Origin of the sequence: Nonomuraea rubra, from assembly GCF_014207985.1 — a bacterium.
Taxonomy (GTDB): Bacteria; Actinomycetota; Actinomycetes; order Streptosporangiales; family Streptosporangiaceae; genus Nonomuraea; species Nonomuraea rubra.
In genome coordinates this window covers 5019035-5045555 of record NZ_JACHMI010000001.1, presented here as the reverse complement: position 1 = coordinate 5045555, position 26521 = coordinate 5019035, and the positions used below count along the sequence as shown (strand labels likewise).

The window sequence follows — 26521 nt, the reverse complement described above, 5'->3', positions numbered from 1 at the left end:
CTAGTGATCTTCAGCGGATGGCGGCCGCGAGCTCGCGGTGCTTCAGCGGCTCCCACCAGGACCGGTTGTTCCTGTACCACTCGACGGTCGCGGCCAGCCCGTCGGCGAACGCGACCGCGGGCGCGTAGCCCAGCTCCCGCTGGATCTTGGAGATGTCCAGGGAGTAGCGCAGGTCGTGGCCGGGGCGGTCGGGCACGTGCTGGACCAGGTCCCAGTCCGCGCCGCACGCGTCGAGCAGCAGGGCGGTCAGCTCCAGGTTGGTCAGCTCGCAGCCGCCGCCGATGTGGTAGACCTCGCCGGCGCGCCCGCGTTCGAGCACCAGGCGGATGGCGCGGCAGTGGTCGGAGACGTGCAGCCAGTCGCGCCGGTTGTCGCCGTCGCCGTACAGCGGCACCGGGCGGCCTTCCAGGAGGTTGGTGACGAACAGCGGGATCACTTTCTCCGGGAACTGGTACTGGCCGTAGTTGTTGGTGCACCTGGTGACCACCACGTCCAGGCCGAGCGTCCGGTGGAAGGCCAGCGCCAGCAGGTCGGAGCCCGCCTTGGAGGCCGCGTAGGGCACGTTGGGCGCCAGCGGCGACTCCTCGGTCCACGAGCCGCGCTCGATGGAGCCGTACACCTCGTCGGTCGAGACGTGCACGAACCGGCCGACGCCGTGCCGCAGCGCCGCCTCCAGCAGCGTCTGGGTGCCGAGCACGTTGGTGCGCACGAAGTCGGTGGCGCTGATGATCGACCTGTCGACGTGCGTCTCGGCGGCGAAGTGCACGATCGCGTCCTGCCCCGCCGTCACCTCGTCGACCACGAGCGGGTCGGCGGTGTCGCCGTGCACGAAGCGCAGGCCGGGGTGGCCGGCGACGGGGTCGAGGTTGGCCAGGTTGCCGGAGTAGGTGAGCTTGTCCAGGACGGTGACCCGGGTGCCCGGCGCGTCGCGCAGCGTCGCTCTGACGAACTCCGAGCCGATGAAACCGGCACCACCGGTGACCAGGATCCGCACTGTTGGTCTCCTCTGGGAAGGGGAAGTCGCGCTCACCTGGCGGCGGCGGTCAGCCGCTCCAGGCCGGCGACGATGTCGGTGGGGCTGGGCGTGGCCAGCCAGTCCTCGTGGATGCCCTGCGCGCCCTTCTGGAAGGAGGGGTCGCCGAGCACGCGCCGCAGCTCCTCGCGGATGTCCGAGGCGGACTGCGTCTGGTGGTTCAGTCGGACGCCCGCGCCGCGCTCGGTCACGTACCGGGACGTGCGGCCCGCCGTGAGCTGCTTCTGGCACTTCAGGTCCCAGTCGATCCCGCCCTCGACGGGCGTGCCGGTGATGCGGCTCGGCTCGTCGGTGTCGCAGATGAGCTGGGGCACCCCGGCGGCGGACGCCGCCACGAACGTGCCGATGGAGCCGTGATGGATGATCGCCGAGCAGGTCGGCAGGAGCTGGTCGAGCGGCACGTACTCCAGCACGCGCACGTTGTCCGGCGGCGGTTCGCGCAGGTCGAGGAGCTGGTTGGCGTCGAGCGTGGCGATCACCTCGATGTCCAGGCCGCCCACGGCCTCCATCAGCTTGGCCAGGCGGCCCCAGTCGCCCTTGAAGAACGAGCGCATGGACACGCCGAGCGACAGCGCGACCCGGGGCCTGGACGGTGGCCTGCGCAGCCAGTCCTCCATGAGGCCGCCGCCGGTGTAGGGCACGTACCTGACGGGGAGCCGTTCGACGCCGGTGGGCAGGCGCATGCCGGCCGGGAACGGGTCCACGGTCCAGTGGCCGAGCAGCAGTTCCTCGTCGACCTGCTGGCCGTACTGCCGCGCCAGCGGCTCGATGACCCCCACGAGAGGGTTGCGCTCGCCCGTTCCGGCGAACTTCGCGGTGGCCCAGGCGGTGTAGTCGGGCGAGTGCAGGACGCGGGCGTGCGCGGCGCCGCAGGCGCGGGCCGCCACCGCGCCGCAGGGGAACCACGGGTCCCACAGCACCAGGTCGGGCTGCCACTCGCGGGCGAACTCGACGACGGCCGTGATGTCCTGCCGCGGCACGGGCGGGTGGTAGTTGCGCATGGTGAGCAGCGCGAAGTGGTGGAAGACATCCCAGGGCGCGCGTTCCGCCTCGCTGATCCCGAGCGCGGCCACCAGCCGCTCGCTCTCCTCGATCGTGGGGATGAGGCCGGCGAAGCCCGGGTACCCGCGGTCGTGCACCGACAGCCGCTCGGGCTCGCCGCACGACACCGCCGTCAGCCCGGCGGCGGTGACCGCCCGGTGGAAGTCCGGCACGGCCACCCCCGTCGCGATGCCCGGCGGCGCGGCCACGCAGACCTGGTGCCCGGCCGCCTGCAGCGCCCACGCGTACGGCACGACGGGCAGGAAGTGGGCCGGCGCGGGGAAGACGGTGAACATCACGCGCATCGCGATCACTCCATCGGCGAGTCGGGCGCGGCGACGCCGTACCGGAGGATGCCGGACAGTTCCGCCACCATCGACATGATCGAGCTCTCGGTGAACAGGTTGCTGTTGTAGGCGAAGTTGCCGTAGATCTCGCCCGACGGGTCGATGTCGAACGTGAGCAGCGCGCCGTCGGGGATGTCGGTGCCGTTGGGCTGGGAGAACAGCCGCCCGCGCACCTCCTCGACCGCCAGGTCGCCGATCCGCTCGCCCTCCATGACGGTGGCGAACTGCCAGACCTGCAGTGCGCACAGCGCCCTGTCGTCCAGCGCCGCCTCGGCCATCAGCTCCGGCGACTCGGCGGCGATCTGCAGGAACGGGATCTCCCGCGCGTACGCCTCGACGCAGGTGCCCCTGGTCCTGTCGACCACCTGGCGGAAGGTCTCGCAGCCGGTGAGGTCGGTGCGCAGCGGCAGGAAGTTGAAGAACGGCCCGACGGTCTCGTGGAACTCCGGCTGCCCCCGGCCGGAGGTGATGGCCGGGACGACCAGGTCGGTGGCGCCGGTGAGGCGCTGCAGCAGCACGTTGTAGGCGGCCAGCAGCACCATGAAGGGGGAGCTGCGGTTGCGCTTGGCGAACGCCAGCGCCTCCTCCGACAGCTCCTTGGTCAGCGTGAACCGGTATACCGGGCAGACCTTGCCCAGCCCCTCCGACCTGGCGTGGTCGGTCCTGACCGACAGCATGCGCGCCCCGCGCAGCTTCTCGCGCCAGTAGCCGCGGGCGGCCACGGCGGCCTTGGAGCCGGCGTTCTCCTGCTGCCAGGCGGCGTACTCGTGGTACGGCCGCGCGACCGGCTGTTCGGGCACGTCGTGGCCGCGCAGGCGGGCGTAGCAGGTGACGATGTCGCGGATGAGCAGCTGCATGGACCAGCCGTCGCCCGCGGTGTGGTGCACGATCAGCGCGAGCACCGCGTCCTCGTCGTCGAAGCGGCCCAGGACCGCGCGCAGGTGCGGCAGCTCCTGGAGGCTGTAGGAGCCGGACTCGATCTCGGTCAGCAGCTCCTCGGCCTTGCGCCCCCGGTACTCCTGCGCCGCCCGCGGCAGGTCGACGACCAGCAGCCGGGCGGGCGAGGGCGGCTGGATCGTCTGGTGGGCCACGCCGTCGCCCCGGGTGATCGTGGCGTTGAGCGAGTCGTGCTTGGCGGCGACCTCGTTGATCGCCCGGTGCAGCGTCTCCACGTCGAGCCGGCCGCGGACCCGCCAGCCCACGACGATGTTGTAGCGGGCGCTGAAGGGCCCCTGGCCGTCACCCTGGTCGAACAGGCGCAGGAACTGCTGCGTGAACGACAGCGGGTGGTGGGTCGTGGGAGGTGCCGAGGTGGACAGGGAAGTGGTCATGCTGCCGCCTCCGTACGGGCGTCGCGGTGGTTGGCGCGCTGGAGCTCCACGGCCTGGTAGAGCGCGGCGATGTTGCCGCTGCCGAAGGAGCGGGCTCCCAGCCGCTCGATGAGCTCGAAGAAGAAGGTGCCGCGCGGGTGCGCGGAGCGGGCGAAGATCTGGTAGAGCTGGCCGTCGTGGTCCTCGTCCACGAGGATGCTGCGCCGCCGCAGCTCCCGCAGCGGGTACTTGACCCGCCCCACCCGGTCGGGGAGCAGGTCGTAGTAGGTGGCGGGGGTGGGCAGGAACTCCACTCCCCCGGCGCCGGTCGTGTCCACGGCGGCGGTGATGTCGACGGTGCTCATCGCCAGGTGCTGCACGCCCGCGCCGCCGTGGGCGGCGAGGAACTCGTCGATGTGGCCGGGCTCCTTGGAGGCGTCCGGCTCGATGAGCGTGAGCGTCACCGACCCGCTCTTGACGACCTCGGTCGTCATGGCCTGGTCGCCGACGGTGATGCGCTCGGAGAAGATGAGCTGGAAGTCCAGGACGTGCCGGTAGAAGTCCACGGTGGCGCCCAGCTCGCCGGACGGCACGCACACGGCCAGGTGGTCCACCTCGGCCAGGCCCGCGTCGAGCCCGCCCGCCGTCGCGGGTGTGGGTGTGAAGCCGGGCAGCGCCCGCTCGTCCAGGCCCTCGGGGCGCTGCACGAACGTGTGCGCCAGGTCGCCGACGCCCTGGACGGTGGCGGTGACGAAGCCGTCGCGGGCGCACGGCGGGGACACCGGGCGGGCGCCCCGGTTGACCGCGGCTCTGAAGGCGGCGGTCGCGTCCGCGACGCCGAGCGCGACGTCGGCCACGCCGTCGCCGTGAGTGCCGAGGTAGGCGGCGCCCGGGTGGTCCCCGGTAGTGGGCTGGGTGAGCACGAACCTGACCAGGCCGGCGCCCACGGCCACGGAGCGGCAGCCCCAGGCGGTGGACTCGGCGTAGGGTTCGAGGCCGTAGCCGCGGCGCAGCCGGTCCGCCTCCGCCGCCAGGTCGGTGACGTAGAAGGTGATGTGGTCCAGGCGCAGGTCGTCGCCGGTCATGGCCTAGCTCGCCTCCATCCGGGCGACGAGGCTGCGCGGGCGCAGGTCGGTCCAGTGCGCCGTGACGTACTCGACGCAGGTCTGGCGGCCCGCCGGGCCGTACGCGCTCTCCCAGCCGTCGGGCACGTCGGCGAACGCCGGCCACAGGCAGTGCTGGCCCTCGTGGTTGACCAGCACGCGGAAGGTCGTGTCCTGGTCGTCGAAAGGATTGTCCATCTCAGCTCTCTCACTGGCCGGTCACGGCGGACTCGAGCCATTCGTCCAGGCTGGCCACGGTGGGGGCGTCGAACAGGTCCCCGATGGTGAGCTCGACGTCCAGCGTCGTGGTGATGCGGTTGACCAGCCGCATCGCCAGCAGCGACTGCACGTCGAGGTCGAAGATGCTGTCGTCGATGCCGATCCGCTCGACGCCGAACACGTCGGCGAACACCGAGCACAGGACCTCCTGGCGGGCGTTGAGCGGCGGCCGGTAGGCGGTCTCGGTGTCCGGCTCGGGGTCGGGCAGCGACGCGCGGTCCACCTTGCCGTTGGCGGTCAGCGGCAGCGCGTCCAGCAGCACGAACGCCGCGGGCACCATGTAGTCGGGCAGCATCGTCTTGACGTGCGCGCGCAGCGTGCCCACGGCGGGCGGCTCGCCGGCCGGCACGACGTAGGCGACCAGGCGTTTCTCGCCCTCGCGCAGCTCGCGCGCGACCACGGCGGCGTGGGCGAGGCCGGGGAAGCTCGCGACCGCGGCCTCGACCTCGGCCAGCTCCACGCGGAAGCCCAGGATCTTCACCTGGTCGCCGGCCCGCCCGATGAACTCGAGCTGCCCGTCGCCGTTCCGCCTGACCAGGTCGCCGGTCCGGTACATGCGCCCGCCGGAGCCGGCGAACGGGTCGGCGACGAAGCGCTCCGCGGTCAGGTCGGCCCGGCCGAAGTAGCCGCGGGCCACGCCCCTGCCGCCGATGTAGAGCTCGCCCTCCAGGTCGCCGGGGACGGGGCTCAGGCGGTCGTCGAGGACGTACAGCCTGACCTCCTCCATCGGCCCGCCGACCGGCACGCTCGTGTCGAGCGGGGCGCCCGCGCGCAGCTCGGCGGTCGTGGAGAACAGGGTGGCCTCCGTGGCGCCGTACATGGCGCGGACCACCGTGTCCGGGCAGGCGGCGTGCACCTGCCTGACCGCCGACGGGACGATCACGTCGCCGCCGGTGAGCACCTCGCGCACGCCGGCCAGCCAGCCGGGGCCCTCCTCCGCCACGACGCGGAAGAGCCCGGCGGTCAGGTGCAGGGCGGTGATCTCCTCGCGGGTCACCAGCTCCTTCAGCCCGGCCAGCTCCAGCTCGCCGGGCGGCGCCACGACGATCCGGCCGCCGTGCAGCAGCGGCACCCACAGCTCGTACGTCGAGACGTTGAACGCGTACGGGGCGACCATGAGCACGCGCTCGTGGTTGCCGGTGTCCCAGCACGGGTCGAGCGCCAGGCCGAGCACGTCCCCGTGGGTGACGGCCACGCCCTTGGGGCGCCCGGTCGAGCCGGAGGTGTAGATGACGTAGGCCAGGTTGTCCGGCTCGGTGGTGCCGGCAGGCACCGAGGACGGCCGCGCGTCCGTCTCCGCCCGCTCGGCGGGCTCGTCCAGGACGAGCGTCCGGGGCGCGGACGGCAGGCCGGCGCCGGCCTTGGCGCGGTCGGCGAGCAGCACGGGCGTGCCCGACGAGTCGATGATCCACTGCTGCCGGTCGGGCGGGTAGGCGCTGTGCACGGGCAGGTAGCAGCCGCCCGCCTTGAGGATCCCGAGCAGCGCCACGACGAGCTCGGCCGAGCGCTCCATCAGGACCGCGACCGGCGTCTCCGGCCCCACGCCGAGGCCGCGCAGGCGGTGGGCCAGGCGGTTGGCCCGCTCGTCGAGCTCCCGGTAGGTCAGGGTGGCGGTGCCGTCGGACACGGCGATCGTGTCCGGCGTGCGGGCCGCCTGCTCGGCGAGGTGTCCATGAACAGATGTCGGCACCATCAGGCACTCCGTCAGTCGGTGTGGAAGATGTCGTGGACGCCCGAGACGCCGGAGAGCATCGTCGCGAAGTCGATCTTCCGCGGGCGCAGCCTGCGCGGGTCGAGCAGCTCCTGAGCCTTCTCCCAGTACTCCTCCTTGTGGCGGGTGCGGTCGTAGAAGAAGCGCACGAAGGCCAGCAGGGAGTTCAGGAAGGTGCGGTAGTCCTTCTCGTAGCGCGCCAGCACCTGCTCCTCGCAGGACGGGTCGCGCAGGGCGGCGTCCAGCGCGTTGGCCAGCCCGAGCGAGCCGCGCAGCGCCAGGCCGACGCCCGTGGACAGCAGCGGGTCGATGAAGGCCGCCGCGTCGCCCACCAGGGCCCAGCCGGGGCCGTGGAAGCTCTTGCAGGTGTAGGACCAGTCGCGGATGCTGCGGAAGGCGCTGGCCCGGGTGGCGCCCTCGGTCAGCGCCCTGACCTCCTCGGAGGCGGCCAGCTCCGAGGCGAACAGCTCCTCCAGGCTCTTGCCCGACTTCTTGTACTCGTCGATCGGGGTGACGTAGCCGACGCTCACCGTGCCGTCGTGCAGCGGGATGAACCAGAACCAGCCGTTCGGCCTGTTCTCGGTGACCGTGTCGCCGGCCCGGGTGCCGCCGTAGCGCTTGCAGCCCTGGAAGTAGGACCAGACGGCGATGTTGCGCAGGTCGTCGTGCCACTCGACCAGGTCGAAGTGGCGGGCCAGCACGTGCTGCTGCCCCGAGGCGTCCACCAGCACGCGGCAGCGTGCCGTACGCGGCTCCTGGTCGCCCTTGACCGTGTACGTGACGCCGCAGATGCGGTCGCCCTCGAACAGGAAGTGCTTGACGGTGGCCTCTTCCAGCACCGTCGCGCCCAGCTCCCTGGCCCTGGCCAGCAGGACGGCGTCGAAGTCGGCCCGCCGCACCTGGTAGGTGTGCTCATAGTTGGCCGCCTCGGCGAAACGGAAGTCCCAGGTGCCCTGGTTCTTGCCCCACAGCAGCGTGCCGCCGTACTTCTTGACGAAGCCCATCTGGTCGAGCCGCGAGCGCAGGCCCAGCTCCTCCAGCGTGGGCATGGACCCCGTGATCAGCGACTCGCCGATGTGGTAGCGGGGGAACTTCTCGCGTTCGAGCACCAGCACGCGATGGTTACGTTTGGCCAGCAGTCCGGCCGTGCTCGATCCGCCGGGGCCGCCACCGATCACGACAACATCGAACTCGTCATGGGTACTGATCACCGTGCTCCTCCATTCGCCGCCATGCGACTCGGAGCCAGGGTCACATCTCGCTGTTGGATCACTCATCCTCTGAATTGCTGTGTGGCCTCGCGAAACAGCGCACGTCACGAGATGTGCGGGCGCGGGCGCGTGTTCATGATGAGGCGATGACAACGGTCGTCAACGTCTGGCTCGCGGAGCATCCGCTGCCGGGCTACCTGGATCCGATCAAGAAGCTGGCCGCCGGTTTCGAGGCCGCCCACCCGGGCTACCGGATCGAGGTCACCGGGTACGGCTTCCGCGAGCTGCCCGCCGAGGTGGCCAGGGCCGCCGGGCAGGGCCGGCCCCCGGACCTCGCCGAGTACTACGCCACCGCGACCCGGCTCGCCCTGGACACGCGGGGGCCGTCGGGCGAGCCGCTGTTCGTGCCGATCGAGCGGGCCGTCGCCGGCCGCGGCGAGATCCTCGGCGAGCGCGTCGTCCTCGGCGACCTGGAGCCCGCCGTACGCGGCTACTACACCTACGCGGGCGAGCTGGCCGCCGCGCCGATGACCGCCACCACGGCGGTGCTGCTGGGCAACACCGCCATGCTGGAGGCCGCGGGCGTCACCGCGATGCCGCGGACCTGGGGCGAGCTGGAGTCGGCCTGCGCCGCCACCGGCTCGCCCGCCACCTGGGCCAACCACGGCTGGCTGATCCAGCAGGCCGTGGCCGGCCAGGGCGGGCTGCTGACCGACCACGACAACGGCAGGTCGGGGCGCGCGGAGAAGGTGACGCTCGACTCCGCGGAGCTGCTGGCCTACGCCACCTGGTGGCAGGGCCTGCACGAGCGGGGCCACTACCTGGACACGGGTACGCCGGAGGACTGGGGCGGCACGCTGCGGGCCTTCACCGAGCAGCGGGCGGCCTTCACCATCGCCTCCTCCGTCGTCGCCGGGATGGTCGCGCGGGCCTGTTCCGAGGCGGGCTTCGAGGCGGTGGCCTGCCCGCTGCCGTACAACGAGGCGGCGCCGCGCGCCGGGCACCTGGTCTCGGGCCAGGCGTTCTGGCTCACCGCCGGGCTGCCCCGCGACAGGGCGGACGGCGCGCTGGCGTTCCTGCAGTACCTGCTCGACGCCCGCAACGTGGCCGGATGGCACCGCGCCGCCGGGTTCCTGCCGGTCACCGGCGCCTCGGTCGAGCTGCTGGAGCGGGAGGGCTGGTACGACCGGCACCCGATCCACCGGGCGGCCACCGACCAGCTCCGCGCGGCCGACGGCTCGCCCGCCGCGCTCGGCGCGATCGCCGGCGACCTCGCCGGGATCCAGGACCGGCTGACGGACGCCATGGCCGGCGTCCTGCGCGGCGCCGACCCGGGCACGCGGCTGGCCGCGGCGACGGTCTCGGCGCAGCGCCTGCTCGACGCCCACAACGACGACTGCGCCCGCGGGCTGACGCCGCGCCGGCTGGCCGTCAAGTGAGCACTACGCGTCAAGTGAGCAATACGGAAGATGACCGCTCCGGGGTGCGATGCCACCCTCGGAGCTGGCGATAGGAGTTCAGCCATGTTGAGCCGACGGCGCTTACTCGTTCTCGGCGGGCTGACGGGAGGCGTCGCGCTGGCCCCGTTCGTCCAGTCCGGGGACACGCGGCGAACGCCGCAGCACCTCCACGTGCACGACCACGCGGGCCGGGTGCCCGCGGTCAGGTCGGGCCCGGCCGTCACCCCCTTCTCCGTCAAGATGCCGGTGCCCGCCACCCGCATCCCGTCGGTGCGCACCTCCGACACCGACATCTACCGGCTGGCCGTGCAGCCGGCGACGGCCCAGATCCTGCCGGGACTGAGCACGCCCGTGCTCACCTACGGCGGCTCCTTCTGCGGGCCCACCATCCGCGCCAGGCGCGGCCGCAGGACGCTGATCACCTTCGACAACAAGCTCGGCCACGAGACCAACGTGCACCTGCACGGCGGGCGCGTGGCCGCCGCGTACGACGGCTACCCGACGGACGTGATCACGCCGGGCTCGGGCAGGGCGTATCTGTACCCGAACGCCCAGCCGGGCGCGACCCTCTGGTACCACGACCACGCGCACCATCTGGAGGCCGAGAACGTCTACCGCGGCCTGCACGGGTTCTACCTCATCGACGACGAGGACGAGCGGCGGCTCGGCCTGCCGTCGGGCTCCTACGACGTGCCGATCATGCTGCGGGACGCGCTGTTCGACGACGCCGGGAACCTGGTCTTCGACCCCGCCGACCCCTACAACCGCCCGACGCTGCTGGCCAACGGCAAGCCGCAGCCCTACTTCGAGGTGGCCGCGCGCAAGTACCGCCTACGCCTGCTCAACGGCTCCACCCACCGCGTCTTCGAGCTGACGCTCGACGGCGCGCGGATGACGCAGATCGCCACCGACGCCGGTCTGCTGCCCGCGCCGGTCCCGGTGGACAGGCTGGTGCTGTCGTCGGGCGAGCGCGCCGACATCGTCGTCGACTTCGCCGGGGTCCCGCTGGGCGGCCACGTGACGCTCAACGACGTGGCGGGCGCGGTGCTGCGCTTCGACGTCGTACGCGCGGCGGCCGACCGCAGCCGGGTGCCCGCGCAGCTCCGCCCACTGGCCCCGATGCCGACGGCCGTCCAGGACCGCAAGCTCGTGCTCAGCCTGGACCCGGTCAACATCAGGGCGCTGATCAACGATCGGGTGTTCGACCCGGCCAGGGTGGACATGCAGGTCAAGCGGGGGACCACCGAGATCTGGGAGGTCACCAACAGCGACACGAACGTCGGCGGGTCCGGGTTCGGCGTCCCGCACAACTTCCACACCCACCTCTCGCACTTCCTGCTCCTGTCCCGGGACGGCAAGCCGCCGCTTCCGGGTGAGGGCGGCTGGAAGGACACCGTACTCATCCAGCCGGGCGAGACCGTTCGCCTACAGGTCGACATCGGCTCTCACCTGGGCCGATACGTGTATCACTGCCACATGCTGGAGCACTCCGCCCTCGGAATGATGGGCCAGATGGAGATCGTCAATTAGTTCTCAAGGAGGACTGGATGAGCACCACAGAAAGCATCACCGCGACGCCCAAGAAGACGGGCCGCGGCAAGAACATCGCCCTCTGGGTCGCCCAGGTTCTCCTGGCGTACCAGATCGGGCTGGGCGGCGTACTGAAGCTGATCGGCGAGCCCACGATGGTCGGCATGTTCGAGGCCATCGGCGCCGGTCAGTGGTTCAGGTACGTGGTCGCCGTCATCGAGATCGCCGGCGCGATCGGCCTGCTGATCCCGCGCCTGACCGGCGTCGCCGCCCTCGGCCTCGTCGGGCTGCTGGTGTGCGCGGCCGGCACCAACGCGTTCGTCCTCGGCGGCCCGCCGATCATCGAGGCCGTCCTGCTCGTCGTCGCCGGCCTGGTCGTCTGGGGCCGCTGGTCCCGCGTCAAGGCGTTCTTCGGCGCCAAGTGAGCTCGTGACGCCCGGTACGCGACGCGGCGTACCGGGCGTCGGCCTGTCCGACCCGAGATGTCTCTGGAGGAGACATGACCGAGACCGTCACCGAGAACCCGCAGAACCAGATCCCCACTCCCGACCCCGCGCTCAAGACCCTGGAGCCGCTCGTCGGCACCTGGGAGATGACCGGCAAGGACCTCAACTCCGGCGACCCCCTGGGCGGGCGGCTGGCCTTCGAGTGGATGGAGGGCGGCTTCTTCCTCGTCCAGCACCACGAGATGGACCACGGGCACGGCACGATGAAGGGCGTGGAGTACATCGGCTACGAGGCCGAGACCCAGGCGCTGCGCTCGCGGTACTTCGACAGCACGGGCAACGCCTTCACCTACACCTGGAAGCTCCAGGACGGCGACCTCAGCATCTGGTTCGGCGACGAGGGCTCCCCCGCCGGCTTCACCGGCGCGTTCAGCGCGGACGGCACCACCATCTCGGGCCGCTGGGCCTGGCCGGGCGGCGGCTACGAGGCCACGATGACCAAGGTGGGCTGATCGCACACGCGAGAAGTGGCGGCGGGCCGGGCCCGCCGCCACTTCCGTGTGCCACGCCCCCTAGGCGGGGACCTTCGGCCTGTCCTCCTGCACGGCCTGCCGGCGGCCGGAGGAGACCAGCCGCTCGCGCAGCCGCATCGCGGGCAGCTCGACCAGGTAGTAGCTGATCGTGGCGATGATCACGGTGCCCACCAGCACCACGGCGAGCAGCTCCCAGAAGCCGGCCTTGCCCATCACCGCCGGCATCGGCAGCGGCGCGGCGCCGAAGATGCTGCCGTTCTGCAGCCACAGGTACTGCAGGACGAAGTGCCACAGGTAGACGCCGTAGGAGATGCGCCCGAAGAAGCGCATCGGCCGGTTGGTGAGCACGGCGTCGATGAACGCCGAGCGCACGCCGGGGATGACGACCGGAGCGATGATCAGCAGCGCGAAGACGAGGAACAGCACCATCTCCGCCAGCGCCTCCGGCACCGTCGCGTAGTCGGCCATGCCGGGCTTGCCGAACGGCCTGATGCAGTTGATCACGTACACCACCAGCGCGCCGGCCCAGAACAGCAGCGGGCGGCGCTGAGCCGCGCGCCAGAGGCGCGGCGTGGTGCCGGTGGCCTCCGCGTACGCGGCCAGGATCGCCAGCCCCATGCCGATGGCCAGGAAGCCGGTGAAGCCGATCACCCAGAAGTACTCGTACGGGAACGGGCCCATGAACTCCAGGTGGGTGTAGACGGTCCAGGCCAGGCCCACGAGCACGAAGACGGCGAGCGGCACGATCAGGCGGCGGGCCTTGCCGCCGGGGGTCTCAGCCTTCCTGGCGTACCTGTCGAAGATCCAGGCCAGGATCGGCAGCGCCAGGTAGAAGGTGACCTCGGCGGGGACGGTCCAGGTGGGTTCGAGGCCCGCGTAGCCCAGCTCGGGGCCCGGCACGTAGTTGTGCATGAGCAGCAGCGGGCTCAGGACGTACCAGAGGCCGTCCACGCTCTTGGCGTTGAGCAGCAGCAGGGCGGCCACGGCCACCAGCCAGTAGGCCGGCAGGATGCGCAGCATGCGCTTGATGAGGTAGCTCCTGATGGCCGGGCGGGGCGTGCCGACGATGGTCGCTCTGGCGAACGGCCGGTACAGCAGCAGTCCGGACATCACGAAGAAGGGCGGCAGCAGCACGTTGAAGCCCTGGACCAGGACGGCCCAGATGGTGTCGGCGGGCTTGTCGTAGAAGCCGATGACGCCGGCGGCGAAGGCGACGTGCACGATGATCACGCCGAGCGCCAGATATCCGCGCAAGCCGTCGAGCCGTGGCGCGCGTTTTCCGCCGCCACCGCCATTGCTGATGATTTCCGGTGATGTCATGGCATGCTTCCTCGCAGTCCGTTCGTTGATGGGACCTGGCGCCATCGTCACGCCGCGCTCTTCACGGGCGCATCTCGTGGCGTGCTGAATTCGGGTGAATGGCAGGAAGCGGCCGATTCCGCGCAGGTAGCTGCTGCGCAGCGGCATGGTGCCGGAATTATCCGGGGCGCACCGTTATGCACATGACGGAAAAAACTGTTCTCACGTATTCCTCGTACTTGGCGCTCGACGAGATTCTCGGGGCGCAGCGGCCGGTTTCCGACAGCCACGACGAGACGTTGTTCATCGTCATCCACCAGGTGTACGAGCTGTGGTTCAAGCAGACGTTGCACGAGATGGCGGAGCTGCAGCTGGAGCTGGCGGGCGGGTTCACCGCGCACGCGATGCGGACCCTGCACCGGCTGCTGCGGATACTGAAGCTGGCGGCGGCCCAGATGGACGTGCTGGAGACGATGACGCCCGGCCAGTTCTCCACGTTCCGCGGCAAGCTCGGCACCAGCAGCGGCTTCCAGTCGGCGCAGTTCAGGGAGATCGAGGCGGTGCTCGGGCGGCGCGACGAGCGGGTCCTGGCCGGCCAGCCGGAGGGCAGCCCGGCGCACGGCAGGATCGCGGCCGCGATGGCCAGGCCCTCCCTGTACGACTCCCTGCTCACCTACCTCTACCTGCGCGGCTACGAGGTGCCGAAGGACAAGCTGCACAGGGACGTGACCGAGCAGCTGGAGCCGTCGCAGGACCTTCAGGAGCTGCTGCTGCGCGTCTACCAGGACGACACGGGCGCCGCGCAGCTCTGCGAGCGCATGGTGGACCTGGACGAGACCATCCAGGAGTGGCGTTACCGGCACCTGAAAATGGTGGAGCGGACGATCGGCGCCCGTCCCGGCACCGGCGGCTCCAGCGGCGGCCACTACCTCATGAGCTCGCTGGCCCCCTGCTTCCCCGACCTGTGGGCGATCAGGAGCGCGATGTGATGGACCAGTCCGCGCGGCTGGCGCCGCACTACTCCCGCTTCCGCGTCTCCGAGCGGCTGCTGCTCACCGGCCACTCCCACCAGGCCTGGCCGGACGTGGCGCTGGCCGGGCAGATCGACGCGTTCATGGACGCCGCCAGGGACGCCGACGGCAAGTGGCCGCTGGCGTTCAAGCAGGCCGACAGGGTCAGGGACGGGCTGCGCCGCTTCCTCGGCGACCCGCACGCGGAGCTGGCACTCGGCGCCAGCACGCACGACCTGGTGCTGCGCTTCCTGTCCGCGCTCGACCTGCGCCGCCGCCCCAGGCTGGTCACCACCGACGGGGAATTCCACACGCTGCGCAGGCAGCTCGCCCGGCTGGCCGAGGAGGGGGTGGAGGTGAGGGTGGTGCCCGCCCGGCCGGCCGACACGCTCGCCGGGCGGCTGGCCGGCGCGGTGGACGGCGGCACCGCGGCGGTGCTGGTGTCCGCGGTGCTGTTCGAGGACGCCCGGATCGTGCCCGGGCTGGACGTGCTGGCCGGGGCGTGCCTGCGCTCCGGTACGGAGCTGCTGGTGGACGCCTACCACGCGCTCGGCGTGGTGCCGTTCGGCACGGCGGGGATCGAGCAGGCCTGGGTGGTCGGCGGCGGGTACAAGTACCTGCAGCTCGGCGAGGGCAACTGTTTCCTGCGGCTGCCCGGCCACGCCGACCGGCTGCGGCCGGTGATCACCGGGTGGTTCTCGGAGTTCGGCGAGCTGGCGGGCGAGCAGCCTCCCGGCGTCACCTACCCCGCGGGCGCGCCCCGGTTCGCGGGCGCCACCTACGATCCGACCAGTCACTACCGGGCCGCGCGCGTCTTCGACTTCTTCGCCGGGCAGGGGCTGACGCCGGCGTTCCTGCGGGCGGTCTCGCTGCGCCAGGTGGGGCTGCTGGCCGCCCGGTTCGACGCGCTGGACGTGCCCGAGCACCTCGTGACCAGGGACAGGACGGGGCGGGCCGAGGACTTCGGCGGGTTCCTGGCGTTGCGGTCGCCGTACGCCGGGCGGCTGCGTGCCGGTCTCGCGGCGCGCGGCGTGCAGGCGGACAGCCGGGGCGGCTACCTGCGGCTCGGGCCCGCGCCCTACCTGTCGGACGAGCAGCTGGAGCGGGCCGCGGAGCTGCTGGCCGAGGAGATCCGCGACCTGATGCGCACTGTCCCGCGAGCGTGCGTCACGGGCGGAACCCACGCGGACCGAACCTACGCGGGCGGAACCCTCACGGGCGGAACCCTCACGGGCGGAACAGGGCGGCGTCCATGAGCGTGACGTCGCGGGCCCGCCTGACGGGGAAGCCGACGTGGGCGAGCACGTCGCGCTCGACGTCCACGCCCGGGGCGACCTCGGCCAGCACGAGCCCGTCCGCGGTGACGTCGAAGACCGCCCGCTCGGTGACCACCAGGGCCGACTGTCCCGCGGCGACCCCCTCGCGCAGCCGGTACGTCACGTGGTCCACCCGGGGCACGAACTTGGCCACCCGCCCCTCCTCCAGGATCCGCAGGCGGCCGCCCGTGCAGTCCGCCCGGAGCCCGCCGGTGGTCATGGTGCCGGCGAAGACCAGGCGGGCGGCGCCGTGCGCGATGTCGACGAAGCCGCCGGCGCCGGGGTTGGCCGCGCCGAAGCGGCTGACGTTCACCCGGCCGAGCGCGTCGAGCTGCGCGAAGGCCAGCGCGGCGAACGGGCAGCCGCCCCCGTCGATGAAGTCGAACTGGGCGGGCCCGTCGAGCAGCGCGCGCGGCGCGTAGTTCGCGGAGAACTGCCAGCCGCTCATCACGATGCCGCCGAACGAGCCGTGCTCGGTGGTGAACAGGTAGTCGTCGAGGCCGTCGCCGTCCAGCACGCCGTCCTCCGCCATGACGAGCACGGCGTCCGACGAGGCGCCGAACCCGAAGATGGAGGTCTCCCCCTTGCGCACCTCCCTGGCCACCCGGCGGGCGATGACCTTGTCGGGCCCGGCCGGCAGCCGGGGCACGCGCGCGGCCGCGCCGGGCACGTGGCCCAGGTAGCCGGGGTCGTCACGGACGCCGGTGCCGGTGGGCGCGCCGGGCACCACGACGACCCGGTCGACGAGCGCGCCGGGCACGCGGACCTCGCGCGCCGGCCGCTCCCCCGGCTCCACCAGCCGCGACACCTGCGCGATCACGGTGCCGCCGCCGGCCTTGACCGCCAGGGCGATCGCCAGCGCGCTGGACAGCAGCGGCTGGTCCTCGAACGACAGGTTGCCGTCCCGGTCGGCGCTGCCCGCGCGGATCAGGCCCACGTCCAGCGGCCAGGTCGGGTACCACAGGTACTCCTGGCCGCCCAGCTCGACCAGCTCGACCAGGTCGTCGGTGGCCAGGCGGGTGAACCTGCCGCCGCCGTGCCGCGGGTCGGCGTACGTGCCGAGGCCGACCCGCGTCAGGTAGCCGGGGCCGCGCCTGGCCACCTCGCGCAGCCAGTGCATGGTGGCGCCCATCGGCCAGGTGTAGGCCTCGACGAGATCGTTCTGGATCAGCTCCGTCAGCGCGGGCCGCTCGCCCGTCTCCGGGTGGCGCGGGTTGATGAACGAGCCCGACACGATGCGGCGCATCAGGCCCTTCACCGCCACGTGGTCCATGCCGCGGATGCCCACGCCGTCGCCGGTCGCGCAGGGGAAGTAGAACGTCAGGTCCCGCGGCTCGCCGCCGGCCCGGTAACGCTCGCCGAGCGCGGCGAGCAGGGCGTCGGGCGTGAGCCAGCCGATGACTCCCGTGCTCGCGACGGTCTGGCGGTCGCCGATGAGCGCCACCGCCTGCGCCGCGTCGCACACCTTTCCGATCATGGGGTGCCTCACACTGGTGTACGGAATCGTGCCAGGCTCCGCCGGGCGGCCTCGGAGCCGCAATCCGCGCCGAACATCCAGGCGGTACGCGCGTCCAGGGTCTCCGCGTGCTCGCCGGCGGCGTCGGCCAGGGCACGCTTGGCCGAGGTGACCGCGTGCGCGGGCAGCCGGGCCAGCCCGGCGGCCACCTCCAGGGCTCGGGCCAGGGCGTCCCCGGGGACGGTCAGCTCGTCGGCGGCGCCCAGCGCGTACAGCTCGCCGCCGGTGAGCGGGCGCTCGCCCCACACCAGGCGCCTGGCGGTCACGGGGCCCACCCTGGAGACCAGGCTCTGGACGCCCCACGGCGGCACCCAGCCGAGGCCGACCTCGGGCAGGTGCCAGCGCGCGTCCCCGGCCGTGACGACGAGGTCGCAGCTGGTGGCCAGCAGGAAGCCGCCGCCCATGGCGAAGCCCTCGACCGCGGCGATCACCGGGATGCCCAGGTGCCGGATGTCCCTGGCGAGCCGGCCGGTGGCGGCCTCGTGCCGCACCATGGCGTCGCCGTCCATGCGGGACAGCTCCTTCAGGTCGGAGCCCGCGCAGAACCCCGGCGGCGTGCCCGTCAGCACGGCCACGCGCACGCCGGGGTCGTCGTCCAGCTCGGCGAGCGCGGCGCCGAGCGAGTCCACCAGCTCGGCGCCGAGCGCGTTGCGCACGTGCGGCCGGTCCAGCCGCAACACGGCCACCCCGTCGGCGTGCTCCCGCCGCAGGCTCATGCGGCCGCCGGCTCCGGTGCCAGCCAGGCCACGTCCACGACGCCGGGGCGCTCGTGCGCCCAGGAGGCCACCGGGCGCCAGCCGTGCCCGGTCATGTGGGCGGCGATGCTGTCCAGCGTCGAGCCGCCGCTGTAGCGGGCCGACACGCTGCCCTCGATCACGGCCAGCCGCAGCCTGCTCAGGTCGGTGCCCGCCAGGACGTCCAGCTCGGCGCCCTGGGCGTCCACCACCAGCACGTTGCAGCCGTGCTGCACCTCGCTGACGGGGACGACCGGCACGCTCACCTGGCGCACGACGGCCATCGGCTGCAACGGCGGCAGCATGCTGGACTGCTTGTCATAGGGGGTGATGTTCAGCGTGGCCCTGCCGCGCGTGCGGCCCGCCGCGGCGGCCACCACCACGCGGGGCAGGTGGCCGTCCGCGGGCTCAGGCAGCCCCGCGGCCAGATGGTGCACGCGCAACTGCTCGCGCAGCGCCGACAGGTGGTCGAGGTTCGGCTCCATCATGACCAGGCGGCGGAACCTGCACGCCGTGAACGCCGCCACCTCCTGCCCCCGGTGCGCACCCACCTGCACCACGCCCTGGGCCGGCACCCCCACCTGTCCGAGCAGTCCGGGCAGGTGGTCCTCCCACCGGGCGGTCACCTGCTCCCGCACGATCACCTGGTTGCGCATCTGGTCGTCTCCTCCCGGTGAATGGCTCAGGCCAGTGTCATCGTCGATCACGCCCGGATCCCGCCGCATCTTGCGTATTGCGCGGTACGGGCAGCATTCCGCGAGATGCGGCCGGGCTCCTCACCCGCGCACGATGGAAGCACTCGACCGAGGGAGGAGCCATGCGGCGACCCCATGACCGTGACCTGAACACGTACCTGGACCGGCTGGAGATCCGCGACCCCGGCGAGCCGTCGCTCGACGCGCTGCGCGCGCTGCATCGGGCGCACGTCGAGCGGGTGCCGTACGAGACGCTGGAAGTGCAGCTCGGCCGCAGGATCACGCTGGATCCGCGCGAGTCGATCGACCGGATCCTGCGCGGGCGCGGCGGCTACTGCGTCCAGCTCAACGGCGCGTTCGCCACGCTGCTGACCGCCCTGGGGTACGACGTCACCTGGCATCGCGCCGGCGTCCAGGCAAGCAGGCGGGCCCCGGCGAGCGGCGTCTCCTTCGCGCCGCACCTGGCGCTGAGCGTCACCCTGGACGGGCAGTCGTGGCTCGTCGACATCGGGCTCGGTGACGGGCTGCTGGAGCCGCTGCCGCTGCGCGAGGGCGCCTACCGGCAGGGGCCGTTCGAGTTCCGGCTGTCGGCGTCGGTCGTGGAGCCCGGCGGGTGGCGGTTCGACCACGATCCGCGCGGGTCCATCGCCGGGCTCGACATGGAGACCGAGCCGGCCACGGCGGTGGACTTCGTGGAGTGGCATCCGTACCTGTGCACCTCGCCCGAGTCGCGGCTGGTGCGTGCCGCCGTCGTGCTGCGGCGCGACGCCACCGGAGCGGACGCGCTGGTCGGCTGCATGTTGCGGCGGGTGAGCGGTGAGGGGACGAGCGAGGTGGAGCTCGCCACCCGGGCCGACTGGTACGACGCGCTCGCCTCGGTGTTCGGGCTGCACCTGGGGGATGTCAACGCCAAGGACCGGGCCGCGCTGTGGGCGAAGGTGCGCGGGGCGCACGAGGCCTGGCAGGAGCGCAAGGCGGCGGTGGCGATGGCCTCCTGAGCGGAGTTCTCCCGAGCCCGCCCCCTTGTAAGGGGCGGGCTCGTTGCTGACGGCGGGATCAGGAGACGGTGATCAGGAAGCGGCGCAGGCCGCGGCCGACCCAGCGGTCCCGGTGGTCGGGCGGCTCGGCGGCGGCCAGCGCGGGGAACCTGCGCAGCAGCAGCGGCAGCGCGATCCTGGCCTCCATGCGCGACAGCGGCGCCCCCAGGCAGAAGTGCGGCCCGGCGCCGAAGCTGAGCGGCTGGATGTCCGGCCGGTCGGGGTCGAAGCGGGTGGGGTCAGGGAAGCGGCGCGGGTCCCGGTTGCCGGCGCCCAGCATGAGCACCACCTTCGTCCCGCCCTCCAGCGGCGTGCCCAGGAGCTCCATGCCCGTCTCCGCCCACCTGCTGGTGGCCTGGACGGGCGTCTCGAAGCGCAGGACCTCCTCGACGTACGCGGTGGCGCGGCCGGGGTCGTCGCGCAGGAGCGCGGCCTGGCTCGGGTGCTCGAAGGCCAGCCTGAGGCCGTGCCCGAGCAGGAAGCTGGTGGTCTCGAAGCCGGCGGTCAGCAGCAGCATCAGGTTGCCGACCAGCTCGTCGTGGGTGAGCCCGGCGCCGCCGTCGTCGTGCGCGCGTACCAGGGCGGTCAGCATGTCGCCGGCGGGGTGGCGGCGGCGGTGCTCGATGAGGTCGCCGAAGTAGCCGGCCAGCTCGTCCATCGCCTGGTCGGCCGTGCCGAGCCTGCCGAGGTTGGTGATCCCTTCCAGGGCGATCGTCAGGTCGGAGGCCATCCCGCGGAACCACTGCTGGTCGTCCTCGGCGACGCCGATCAGGGCGCTGATGACCGCGATCGGCAGCCTGGAGGCGAACTCGGCGACGTAGTCCACCGGGGCGCCGCCCGCGCCGAGGTCCGCCAGCCTGTCCAGCAGCCGGTGCACCATCCGCTCGACCGACTCGCGCATGGCCGACACGCGCGCGGGCGTGAATCCGCTGCTGACCAGCCGGCGCATGCGGGCGTGGTCGGGCGGGTTGCGGTAGAGCATGGAGTCGGTGTAGCCGCGCAGCGACGAGTGCGAGCGCCAGCGCGGGTAGATGACGTCGTAGCTGGCGGCGTCCTGGACGCGGAGCCGGTTGTCCCGCAGGGCGCGGGAGATCTCGGCGTACCCGACGACGACGGTGAGGCCCGGTCGTACCGGGATCACGGAGCCGTGGGCGCGCAGCGCCTCGTACAGCGGGTACGGATCGCGGCGGCCCGCACGCGACACCAGCGCCGCCACCGCCTCCGCCGGCGCCACTCCTGTGCTCGTGGTCGTCTGCTCGATCGTGCTCATGGGCGGGCCACCAGCCGCACGATCTTCAGCGTGTCCGCGGGATGCACCGAGGCGACCTCCAGGCCGGCGTCGTGGGCCAGCGGGCGCAGGTCGGCGATGCCGCGTTCCCTGCCGCCGTAGTACACGAGCATGCGCAGGTCCATCCCGGTACGCGGTGACTCCCCGTCGGGGCCGAAGTCCTCGACCACGAACACCGAGCCGCCCGGCCGCACCGCCTGGGCGCAACGCCGCAGGATGGCGCGGGCGTCGTCGTCGTTCCAGTCGTGCAGGATCCACGACAGCAGGTAGCCGTCGGCGCCCGGCGGCAGCGGGTCGAAGAAGCTGCCTCCCACGGCCCGGCCGCGCTCCGCCAGGCCGGCCGACTCCAGCGCCGCCCGCGCGGCGGCGGCGGTCTCCGGCTGGTCGAGCACGGTGCCGCGAAGGGCGGGGAACGCGGTGAGCAGGGCGATGAGCAGCGACCCGTCGCCGCCGCCGACGTCGACGAGGTGGCCGAGCGTGCCCCAGTCGTAGCCGGCCACGATGGCCGGCGCCCTGGCGGGCATCTCGGCGGCCATGCGCGCGTCGAAGGCGGCCGAGCGGGCCGGGTCGGCGGCCAGGTCGTCCCAGAAGGAGCGGCCGAACTGGCGGGGGTAGGCCGCCTCACCCGTGCGTACGCTGTGCAGCAGGTGCGCGAACGACAGCTCGGCCCGCCCCTCCCAGCCTTCGAGGTCGAGCATGGCCCGCATGCCGGCCGGATGGTCCTCGCGCAGCTCCTCGCCCAGGGGGGTCAGCGTGTACGTCCCTGAGGGGTCCCTGCGGAACACGCCCCTGGCGGCCAGGTACCGCATGAGCCGTTCCAGCGCGCCGGGGTCCGCGCCCACCGCGCCGGCCAGTTCCTTGCCGGTGCCCGGCGCCTTGGCCAGCCGGTCGGCGATCCTCAGCGTCGCGGCCACCCGGAGGGCCATCGGAGTTCCCAGATGGGCCAGCGCCCACAGCCGTTGCTCGCTCACGCGGCCATCGTCACACCGGCGCGTGCGGGGCGGCACCTCCCAGAGTGCCGGAACAGCGCACGCCGTGAGACGCCCGGGCAGGGCCCGGATGCCAGGCTGGAGGGGCGAAAACGCCGCCTGGAGCAGGGAGATGCCGATGCCCGCGACGCGCCCGATGACCGGCAGCGAGTACGTCGAGAGCCTGCGTGACGCCCGCGAGATCTACCTCTACGGCGACCGGGTCAAGGACGTCACCGAGCACCCGGCGTTCCACAACCCGGTGCGGATGACGGCCAGGCTCTACGACGCCCTGCACGACCCGGCGACCAGGGACGAGCTCACCTGCCCCACCGACAGCGGCGGCGAAGGCTACACGCATCGCTTCTTCACCACGCCTCGCAGCGTGGAGGACCTGGTGGCCGACCAGCGCGCGATCGCGGCCTGGGCCAGGATGAGCTACGGCTGGATGGGCCGCAGCCCCGACTACAAGGCCTCCTTCCTGGGCACGCTGGGCGCCAACGCCGACTTCTACGCGCCGTTCGCGGACAACGCGCGCCGCTGGTACCGCGAGTCGCAGGAGAAGGTCCTGTACTGGAACCACGCGATCGTGCACCCGCCGGTGGACCGCAACCTGCCGCCCGACCAGGTCGGCGACGTGTACGTGCACGTCGAGCGCGAGACGGACGCCGGGCTGGTGGTCAGCGGCGCCAAGGTGGTCGCCACGGGCTCCGCGCTGACCCACTACAACTTCCTGGCCCACTACGGCCTGCCGGTCAAGAAGCGCGAGTTCGCCCTGGTGGCCACGGTCCCGATGGACGCTCCCGGCCTCAAGCTGATCTGCCGCCCCTCCTACACGGCGGCGGCCGCGCTGACGGGCAGCCCGTTCGACTACCCGCTCTCCTCCCGGCTGGACGAGAACGACAGCATCCTCGTGCTGGACCAGGTGCTCATCCCCTGGGAGAACGTCTTCATCTACGGCGACCTGGGCAAGGTCCAGCTGTTCACCGGCCGCTCCGGTTTCATCGAGCGGTTCACCTTCCAGGGCTGCACGCGGCTGGCGGTCAAGCTGGAGTTCCTCGCGGGCCTGCTGCTGCGCGCCCTGGAGATCACCGGCACCAAGGACTTCCGCGGCGTGCAGACCCGGGTGGGCGAGGTGCTGGCCTGGCGCAACCTGTTCTGGGCGCTGTCGGACGCCGCCGCCCGCAACCCCGTGCCGTGGAAGAACGGCGCGCTGCTGCCCAACCCGCAGTACGGCATGGCCTACCGCTGGTTCACGCAGATCGGCTACCCGCGAATCAGGGAGATCATCCTCCAGGACGTCGCCAGCGGCCTCATCTACGTCAACTCGGGCGCGGCCGACTTCAAGAACCCCGACATCCGCCCCTACCTGGACAAGTACCTGCGGGGCTCGGACGGTTCGGGGGCCGAGGAGCGGGTCAAGGTGATGAAGCTGCTGTGGGACGCGGTCGGCTCGGAGTTCGGCGGCCGGCACGAGCTGTACGAGCGCAACTACGCGGGCAACCACGAGAACACCAGGATCGAGCTGCTGTTCGGGCAGATGGCCTCCGGCCAGCTCGAACAGTACGCCGCCCTCGCCGAGCAGTGCCTCAGCGAGTACGACCTGGACGGCTGGACGGTGCCCGACCTGTCCTCGTTCGCCGGGTTACGACAGACAGAGTCCCTCTGAGAAAGGGCGGAAGCATGAGGCCGTTCCGTATCGAGATCCCCGACGGCGACCTGCGTGACCTGCATCGCAGGATCGACGACACCCGCTGGCCCGACGAGCTGCCCGGCACCGGCTGGGAGCGCGGCGTGCCGCTGACCTACCTCAAGGAGCTGGCCACCTACTGGCGGCACGACTTCGACTGGCGCGCCGCGGAGGCGGAGCTCAACGGCCATCCCCAGTTCGTCGACGAGATCGACGGCGCCACCGTGCACTTCCTGCACGTCAGGTCGCCGCGGCCGGACGCCGTCCCGCTGCTGCTCACCCACGGCTGGCCGGGCTCGGTGGCGGAGTTCCTGGACGTCATCGGGCCGCTGACCGAGCCCGGCGGCCAGGAGCCCGCCTTCCACCTGGTGATCCCGTCCATTCCCGGCTTCGGCTTCTCCGGTCACACCCGGGAGGCCGGGTGGCACCCGTACCGGGTGGCGCTGGCCTGGGCGGAGCTGATGCGGCGGCTGGGCTACGAGCGCTACCTGGTGCAGGGCGGCGACGCCGGCGCGGTGATCTCCCTGGAGCTGGCCAGGCTGGCCCCGGAGGCCGTCATCGGTGCGCACGTCAACATGCTCATGGCCTTCCCCTCCGGCGACCCCGCCGAGCTGGCGGGCCTGTCGCCGTCGGACCAGGGGCGGCTGGCCGGGCTCGCCCGCTTCGACCAGGAGCTGTCCGGCTACATGAAGCTGCAGTCCACCCGCCCGCAGACGCTGGCCTACGCGCTGACGGACTCGCCGGTCGGGCAGCTCGCCTGGATCGTGGAGAAGTTCCGCGACTGGACGGACTCCGGCCAGGTGCCGGAGGACGCCGTCGCCAGGGACCGCATGCTGACGAACGTGTCGATCTACTGGCTGACCGCGACCGCCGGCTCGTCGGCCCGGTTCTACTACGAGGGCGCGGCGGGGCTGCGGCAGGCCGCCGAGGGGCACCGGCCGCCGCCGATCACCGTGCCCGTCGGGGTGGCGGTCTTCCCCCGGGACATCTTCGTCCCCGTCCGCAGGCTCGCCGACCGGGACCTCCCGACGATCACGCACTGGACCGAGTTCGACCGCGGCGGGCACTTCGCCGCGCTGGAGCAGCCGGACCTGCTGGTCGGCGACGTCAGGGCCTTCGCACGCTCGCTCGCGTGACACGCGTAAGGCGCCGGCGGTTCTCACCGCCGGCGCCTTTCGTGTGTCCCCGTCAGCCCCGCAGCACCGGGAGGGGCTGGACGGTCTCCTCGCCGGTCGCGGGCTTGCCGTTGGCCAGGACGCGCAGCATCAGCCCGGGACGCATGAGCGCCTGCGGCGGATCGACGAGCCCGGCCACCCGCATGAACGCGGCGGTGACCGCGCCGTCGCGGGCCGCCGCGGCGTGCAGCCGGCCCATGTAGGCGTTGGCGAGCCGGACCTTCAGCGTGCGCGGCCCCTGCACGCCGGGGAAGGCCAGGTCGGCGCCCGCGGAGATCTCCCAGGGCACGTCGATGACGCGGGAGATGTCCTTGAAGAACGGGCGCCACCGGGGCTCCGTGCCCTGGCGCAGGTGCTGCCGCAGGATGATCGACTCCATGGCGGCCACGGTCATGCCCTGGCCGTACACGGGGTTGAAGCTGCACGCGCCGTCGCCGAGCACCAGCAGGCCGTCGGGGAAGCCGGCCAGCCGCTCGTAGCGGCGCCGCACGCTGGCGGGGAAGGTGAAGGTGACACCGTCGTCCAGCGGCTCGGCGTCCCTGATCGCCTCGTAGACGTCCGGGACGGGCAGCGACTTGGCGAACGCCAGGAAGCCGTCGAGCTCGGCGGGCGGGTGGTCGCCGAGGATGCCGGTGAGCGAGAGCATGCTCATGTCGCCGGGCAGCTTGGGGAAGAACGCGCCGCGCGGGTTGGCAGGGGAGGCCACCGGGTTGATCGACAGGTCGTCGCCGTACGGGTCGGAGCGCAGCCGGAAGTGGCGGGTGGTGTAGGCCAGGCCGACCTTCACCCGGTCCTCCTCCGGCCGCTCGTAGCCGAGCGCCTGCAGCCACGCGGGCGTGCGCGAGCCCCGGCCGGTCGCGTCGATCAGCAGGTCGGAGGCCAGGTGCTGCTCCTCGCCCGCGCTGTTCCGCACCCGCACGCCGGTGACGCGGGCGCCCGAGGTGGTGGGGCCGAGGATGTCGGTACGCTCCAGGAAGCGCACGTTGTCCAGGGCCGCCACCCTGATCCTGACCTGCTCCTCCAGGACGGGTCTCGTGGCCGACACGCTGACCAGCCCGCTGGGCGCCTGCCGCAGCCTGCGGCCGTTGAAGTACCAGCGCAGCCGGGTGGCCATGTCGCCCGCGGGCACGCCGGCCTCGATGAGCTGCCCGGTCAGGCCCGGGAACAGCTCGTCGAGAATCTGCTGGCCGCGGGCCAGCAGGGCGTGCGCGTGGCAGCCGTGGGGGACTCCCTTGCGCGGGCCGCTCGCCCCCGTCAGGGTGTCCCTGTCGATCACCAGGACCTCGGTGTAGAACTCGGACAGCACGCGGGCCGACAGCAGGCCTGCCATGCCGCCGCCGAGCACCACCGCGCGGTCCCCGACGTGGCCGGCCATCTCAGTCACGCGGGCTGTTCTGGTAGGCGGCCAGCCGCCACTGACCGTCCTGACGGACGACGAGCCAGGACGCGCGGATGGCCCGCTCGGCCGGGACCTCGGTCTCGCCGGGGGCGAGCACGCCGCCCTGGGTGATCAGGACGCCGCAGTCGTCGTTGAAGAAGCGCACGTCGATGGGCGTCCCGGTGACCCTGGTGCCCTGGTAGGGGCCGGCGAAGGCGGCGGTCATGAACGCGCGGATCTCCTCGCGTCCCTTGCGGTACTGGCCCGGGAGGATCATCGTCCCGTCCTCGGTGAAGACGGCGGCGAAGGCATCGGCGTCGTGCGCGGCCCAGGCCTCGATCACGCGCTGCGGCAGCGCGGCCACTGCTGCCTGGTCGGGGGCGTGTGCGGGTGCGGTGGTCATGGTGTCTC

Annotated in this window: 24 protein-coding genes; 9 read left to right on the top strand and 15 right to left on the bottom strand. The window is 72.4% G+C overall.

Features of this window, described 5'->3' with window-relative positions:
- Positions 1-10 precede the first annotated feature (10 nt).
- The 7 genes from rfbB to HD593_RS22955 are packed head-to-tail and all read right to left on the bottom strand — an operon-like array spanning position 11 to position 8035.
- Positions 11-994 carry a dTDP-glucose 4,6-dehydratase gene (gene rfbB, locus HD593_RS22985; RefSeq protein WP_185104187.1) on the bottom strand — a complete coding sequence of 328 codons (984 nt, stop codon included), beginning with the start codon at positions 992-994 and terminating at the stop codon, positions 11-13.
- A gap of 32 nt (positions 995-1026) precedes the next feature.
- Positions 1027-2379 (bottom strand): nucleotide disphospho-sugar-binding domain-containing protein, encoded by a 1353-nt coding sequence (locus HD593_RS22980; RefSeq protein ID WP_185104186.1) that lies wholly within the window; start codon positions 2377-2379, stop codon positions 1027-1029.
- Between the two features lie 5 nt (positions 2380-2384).
- On the bottom strand, positions 2385-3752 hold the full coding sequence (locus HD593_RS22975) for a condensation domain-containing protein (RefSeq protein WP_185104185.1): 1368 nt from the start codon (positions 3750-3752) through the stop codon (positions 2385-2387).
- Positions 3749-4816, bottom strand: a complete 1068-nt coding sequence (gene hppD, locus HD593_RS22970) for a 4-hydroxyphenylpyruvate dioxygenase (RefSeq protein WP_185104184.1) — start codon at positions 4814-4816, stop codon at positions 3749-3751. Before hppD ends, HD593_RS22975 begins: the two co-directional genes overlap by 4 nt.
- 3 nt (positions 4817-4819) lie before the next feature.
- Complete coding sequence (locus HD593_RS22965; protein WP_185104183.1) at positions 4820-5032, bottom strand: MbtH family protein; 213 nt, start codon at positions 5030-5032, stop codon at positions 4820-4822.
- Between the two features lie 10 nt (positions 5033-5042).
- Complete coding sequence (locus tag HD593_RS22960; RefSeq protein ID WP_185104182.1) at positions 5043-6806, bottom strand: non-ribosomal peptide synthetase; 1764 nt, start codon at positions 6804-6806, stop codon at positions 5043-5045.
- 11 nt (positions 6807-6817) lie between these two features.
- Positions 6818-8035 carry an NAD(P)/FAD-dependent oxidoreductase gene (locus HD593_RS22955; protein WP_221524904.1) on the bottom strand — a complete coding sequence of 406 codons (1218 nt, stop codon included), beginning with the start codon at positions 8033-8035 and terminating at the stop codon, positions 6818-6820.
- Between the two features lie 146 nt (positions 8036-8181).
- On the opposite strand from HD593_RS22955, the gene HD593_RS22950 reads away from it, so the two are divergent.
- The 4 genes from HD593_RS22950 (at position 8182) to HD593_RS22935 (ending at position 11983) form a co-directional block, all read left to right on the top strand.
- Positions 8182-9474, top strand: coding sequence for an extracellular solute-binding protein (locus HD593_RS22950; protein ID WP_185104180.1), 1293 nt, complete (start codon positions 8182-8184; stop codon positions 9472-9474).
- An 84-nt stretch (positions 9475-9558) separates the two neighbouring features.
- A complete protein-coding gene (locus HD593_RS22945; RefSeq protein WP_185104179.1) occupies positions 9559-11025 on the top strand; it encodes a multicopper oxidase family protein in 1467 nt (488 codons plus the stop codon).
- A gap of 17 nt (positions 11026-11042) precedes the next feature.
- Entirely contained in the window at positions 11043-11450 is a 408-nt protein-coding gene (locus HD593_RS22940; RefSeq protein ID WP_185104178.1) for a DoxX family protein, read from the top strand.
- A gap of 74 nt (positions 11451-11524) precedes the next feature.
- Positions 11525-11983 carry a DUF1579 family protein gene (locus HD593_RS22935; RefSeq protein WP_185104177.1) on the top strand — a complete coding sequence of 153 codons (459 nt, stop codon included), beginning with the start codon at positions 11525-11527 and terminating at the stop codon, positions 11981-11983.
- Positions 11984-12043: 60 nt separating this feature from the next.
- On the opposite strand, the gene HD593_RS22930 is transcribed toward HD593_RS22935, so the two are convergent.
- The gene (locus HD593_RS22930) at positions 12044-13324 is read right to left on the bottom strand and encodes an acyltransferase family protein (protein WP_185104176.1); all 1281 of its coding nucleotides are present in this window, start codon (positions 13322-13324) and stop codon (positions 12044-12046) included.
- 176 nt (positions 13325-13500) lie between these two features.
- Here HD593_RS22930 and HD593_RS22925 point away from each other — a divergent pair, with 176 nt between their 5' ends.
- Both HD593_RS22925 and HD593_RS22920 read left to right on the top strand, forming a co-directional pair.
- A complete protein-coding gene (locus HD593_RS22925; protein ID WP_185104175.1) occupies positions 13501-14292 on the top strand; it encodes a tryptophan 2,3-dioxygenase in 792 nt (263 codons plus the stop codon).
- On the top strand, positions 14292-15569 hold the full coding sequence (locus HD593_RS22920) for a kynureninase (RefSeq protein WP_246548375.1): 1278 nt from the start codon (positions 14292-14294) through the stop codon (positions 15567-15569). The genes HD593_RS22925 and HD593_RS22920 overlap by 1 nt, the downstream gene beginning before the upstream one ends.
- On the opposite strand, the gene HD593_RS22915 is transcribed toward HD593_RS22920, so the two are convergent.
- Genes HD593_RS22915 through HD593_RS22905 form a run of 3 tightly spaced genes read right to left on the bottom strand, consistent with a single transcriptional unit; the run spans position 15541 to position 18535 of the window.
- Positions 15541-17106, bottom strand: a complete 1566-nt coding sequence (locus tag HD593_RS22915) for a CoA-transferase (RefSeq protein ID WP_221524902.1) — start codon at positions 17104-17106, stop codon at positions 15541-15543. The two genes, HD593_RS22920 and HD593_RS22915, sit on opposite strands and share 29 nt — an antisense overlap.
- Positions 17107-17114: 8 nt before the next feature.
- Positions 17115-17861, bottom strand: a complete 747-nt coding sequence (locus HD593_RS22910; protein WP_185104174.1) for an enoyl-CoA hydratase/isomerase family protein — start codon at positions 17859-17861, stop codon at positions 17115-17117.
- Positions 17858-18535, bottom strand: a complete 678-nt coding sequence (locus HD593_RS22905) for an FkbM family methyltransferase (RefSeq protein WP_185104173.1) — start codon at positions 18533-18535, stop codon at positions 17858-17860. The genes HD593_RS22910 and HD593_RS22905 overlap by 4 nt, the downstream gene beginning before the upstream one ends.
- 161 nt (positions 18536-18696) lie before the next feature.
- Here HD593_RS22905 and HD593_RS22900 point away from each other — a divergent pair, with 161 nt between their 5' ends.
- Positions 18697-19572, top strand: coding sequence for an arylamine N-acetyltransferase family protein (locus HD593_RS22900; RefSeq protein WP_185104172.1), 876 nt, complete (start codon positions 18697-18699; stop codon positions 19570-19572).
- A 58-nt stretch (positions 19573-19630) separates the two neighbouring features.
- Here the strand turns inward: HD593_RS22900 and HD593_RS22895 are convergent, their stop codons facing one another.
- Together HD593_RS22895 and HD593_RS22890 are read right to left on the bottom strand one after the other, a co-directional pair.
- Positions 19631-20881 carry a cytochrome P450 gene (locus HD593_RS22895; RefSeq protein WP_185104171.1) on the bottom strand — a complete coding sequence of 417 codons (1251 nt, stop codon included), beginning with the start codon at positions 20879-20881 and terminating at the stop codon, positions 19631-19633.
- Positions 20878-21870 (bottom strand): methyltransferase, encoded by a 993-nt coding sequence (locus HD593_RS22890; RefSeq protein ID WP_312903631.1) that lies wholly within the window; start codon positions 21868-21870, stop codon positions 20878-20880. The genes HD593_RS22895 and HD593_RS22890 overlap by 4 nt, the downstream gene beginning before the upstream one ends.
- 136 nt (positions 21871-22006) lie before the next feature.
- Between HD593_RS22890 and HD593_RS22885 the strand changes: the two genes are divergently transcribed.
- Positions 22007-23536, top strand: a complete 1530-nt coding sequence (locus tag HD593_RS22885; protein ID WP_246546685.1) for a 4-hydroxyphenylacetate 3-hydroxylase family protein — start codon at positions 22007-22009, stop codon at positions 23534-23536.
- A gap of 14 nt (positions 23537-23550) precedes the next feature.
- On the top strand, positions 23551-24693 hold the full coding sequence (locus tag HD593_RS22880; RefSeq protein ID WP_185104169.1) for an epoxide hydrolase family protein: 1143 nt from the start codon (positions 23551-23553) through the stop codon (positions 24691-24693).
- Positions 24694-24745: 52 nt separating this feature from the next.
- Here HD593_RS22880 and HD593_RS22875 read toward each other — a convergent pair whose 3' ends face one another.
- Both HD593_RS22875 and HD593_RS22870 read right to left on the bottom strand, forming a co-directional pair.
- Positions 24746-26107 carry an FAD-dependent oxidoreductase gene (locus HD593_RS22875; RefSeq protein WP_185112051.1) on the bottom strand — a complete coding sequence of 454 codons (1362 nt, stop codon included), beginning with the start codon at positions 26105-26107 and terminating at the stop codon, positions 24746-24748.
- A gap of 1 nt (position 26108) precedes the next feature.
- Positions 26109-26513 (bottom strand): SgcJ/EcaC family oxidoreductase, encoded by a 405-nt coding sequence (locus HD593_RS22870; protein WP_185104168.1) that lies wholly within the window; start codon positions 26511-26513, stop codon positions 26109-26111.
- Positions 26514-26521: the final 8 nt, after the last annotated feature.

Excerpts from the sequence above, each read along its gene's own strand:
- HD593_RS22980 (WP_185104186.1), bottom strand. The coding sequence starts at position 2,379 with ATGCGCGTGATGTTCACCGTCTTCCCCGCGCCGGCCCACTTCCTGCCC.
- HD593_RS22975 (WP_185104185.1), bottom strand. The coding sequence starts at position 3,752 with ATGACCACTTCCCTGTCCACCTCGGCACCTCCCACGACCCACCACCCG.
- hppD (WP_185104184.1), bottom strand. The coding sequence starts at position 4,816 with ATGACCGGCGACGACCTGCGCCTGGACCACATCACCTTCTACGTCACC.
- HD593_RS22965 (WP_185104183.1), bottom strand. The coding sequence starts at position 5,032 with ATGGACAATCCTTTCGACGACCAGGACACGACCTTCCGCGTGCTGGTC.
- HD593_RS22960 (WP_185104182.1), bottom strand. The coding sequence starts at position 6,806 with ATGGTGCCGACATCTGTTCATGGACACCTCGCCGAGCAGGCGGCCCGC.
- HD593_RS22950 (WP_185104180.1), top strand. The coding sequence starts at position 8,182 with ATGACAACGGTCGTCAACGTCTGGCTCGCGGAGCATCCGCTGCCGGGC.
- HD593_RS22945 (WP_185104179.1), top strand. The coding sequence starts at position 9,559 with ATGTTGAGCCGACGGCGCTTACTCGTTCTCGGCGGGCTGACGGGAGGC.
- HD593_RS22940 (WP_185104178.1), top strand. The coding sequence starts at position 11,043 with ATGAGCACCACAGAAAGCATCACCGCGACGCCCAAGAAGACGGGCCGC.
- HD593_RS22935 (WP_185104177.1), top strand. The coding sequence starts at position 11,525 with ATGACCGAGACCGTCACCGAGAACCCGCAGAACCAGATCCCCACTCCC.
- HD593_RS22930 (WP_185104176.1), bottom strand. The coding sequence starts at position 13,324 with ATGACATCACCGGAAATCATCAGCAATGGCGGTGGCGGCGGAAAACGC.
- HD593_RS22925 (WP_185104175.1), top strand. The coding sequence starts at position 13,501 with ATGCACATGACGGAAAAAACTGTTCTCACGTATTCCTCGTACTTGGCG.
- HD593_RS22920 (WP_246548375.1), top strand. The coding sequence starts at position 14,292 with ATGGACCAGTCCGCGCGGCTGGCGCCGCACTACTCCCGCTTCCGCGTC.
- HD593_RS22915 (WP_221524902.1), bottom strand. The coding sequence starts at position 17,106 with ATGATCGGAAAGGTGTGCGACGCGGCGCAGGCGGTGGCGCTCATCGGC.
- HD593_RS22910 (WP_185104174.1), bottom strand. The coding sequence starts at position 17,861 with ATGAGCCTGCGGCGGGAGCACGCCGACGGGGTGGCCGTGTTGCGGCTG.
- HD593_RS22905 (WP_185104173.1), bottom strand. The coding sequence starts at position 18,535 with ATGCGCAACCAGGTGATCGTGCGGGAGCAGGTGACCGCCCGGTGGGAG.
- HD593_RS22900 (WP_185104172.1), top strand. The coding sequence starts at position 18,697 with ATGCGGCGACCCCATGACCGTGACCTGAACACGTACCTGGACCGGCTG.
- HD593_RS22895 (WP_185104171.1), bottom strand. The coding sequence starts at position 20,881 with ATGAGCACGATCGAGCAGACGACCACGAGCACAGGAGTGGCGCCGGCG.
- HD593_RS22885 (WP_246546685.1), top strand. The coding sequence starts at position 22,007 with ATGCCCGCGACGCGCCCGATGACCGGCAGCGAGTACGTCGAGAGCCTG.
- HD593_RS22880 (WP_185104169.1), top strand. The coding sequence starts at position 23,551 with ATGAGGCCGTTCCGTATCGAGATCCCCGACGGCGACCTGCGTGACCTG.
- HD593_RS22875 (WP_185112051.1), bottom strand. The coding sequence starts at position 26,107 with ATGGCCGGCCACGTCGGGGACCGCGCGGTGGTGCTCGGCGGCGGCATG.
- HD593_RS22870 (WP_185104168.1), bottom strand. The coding sequence starts at position 26,513 with ATGACCACCGCACCCGCACACGCCCCCGACCAGGCAGCAGTGGCCGCG.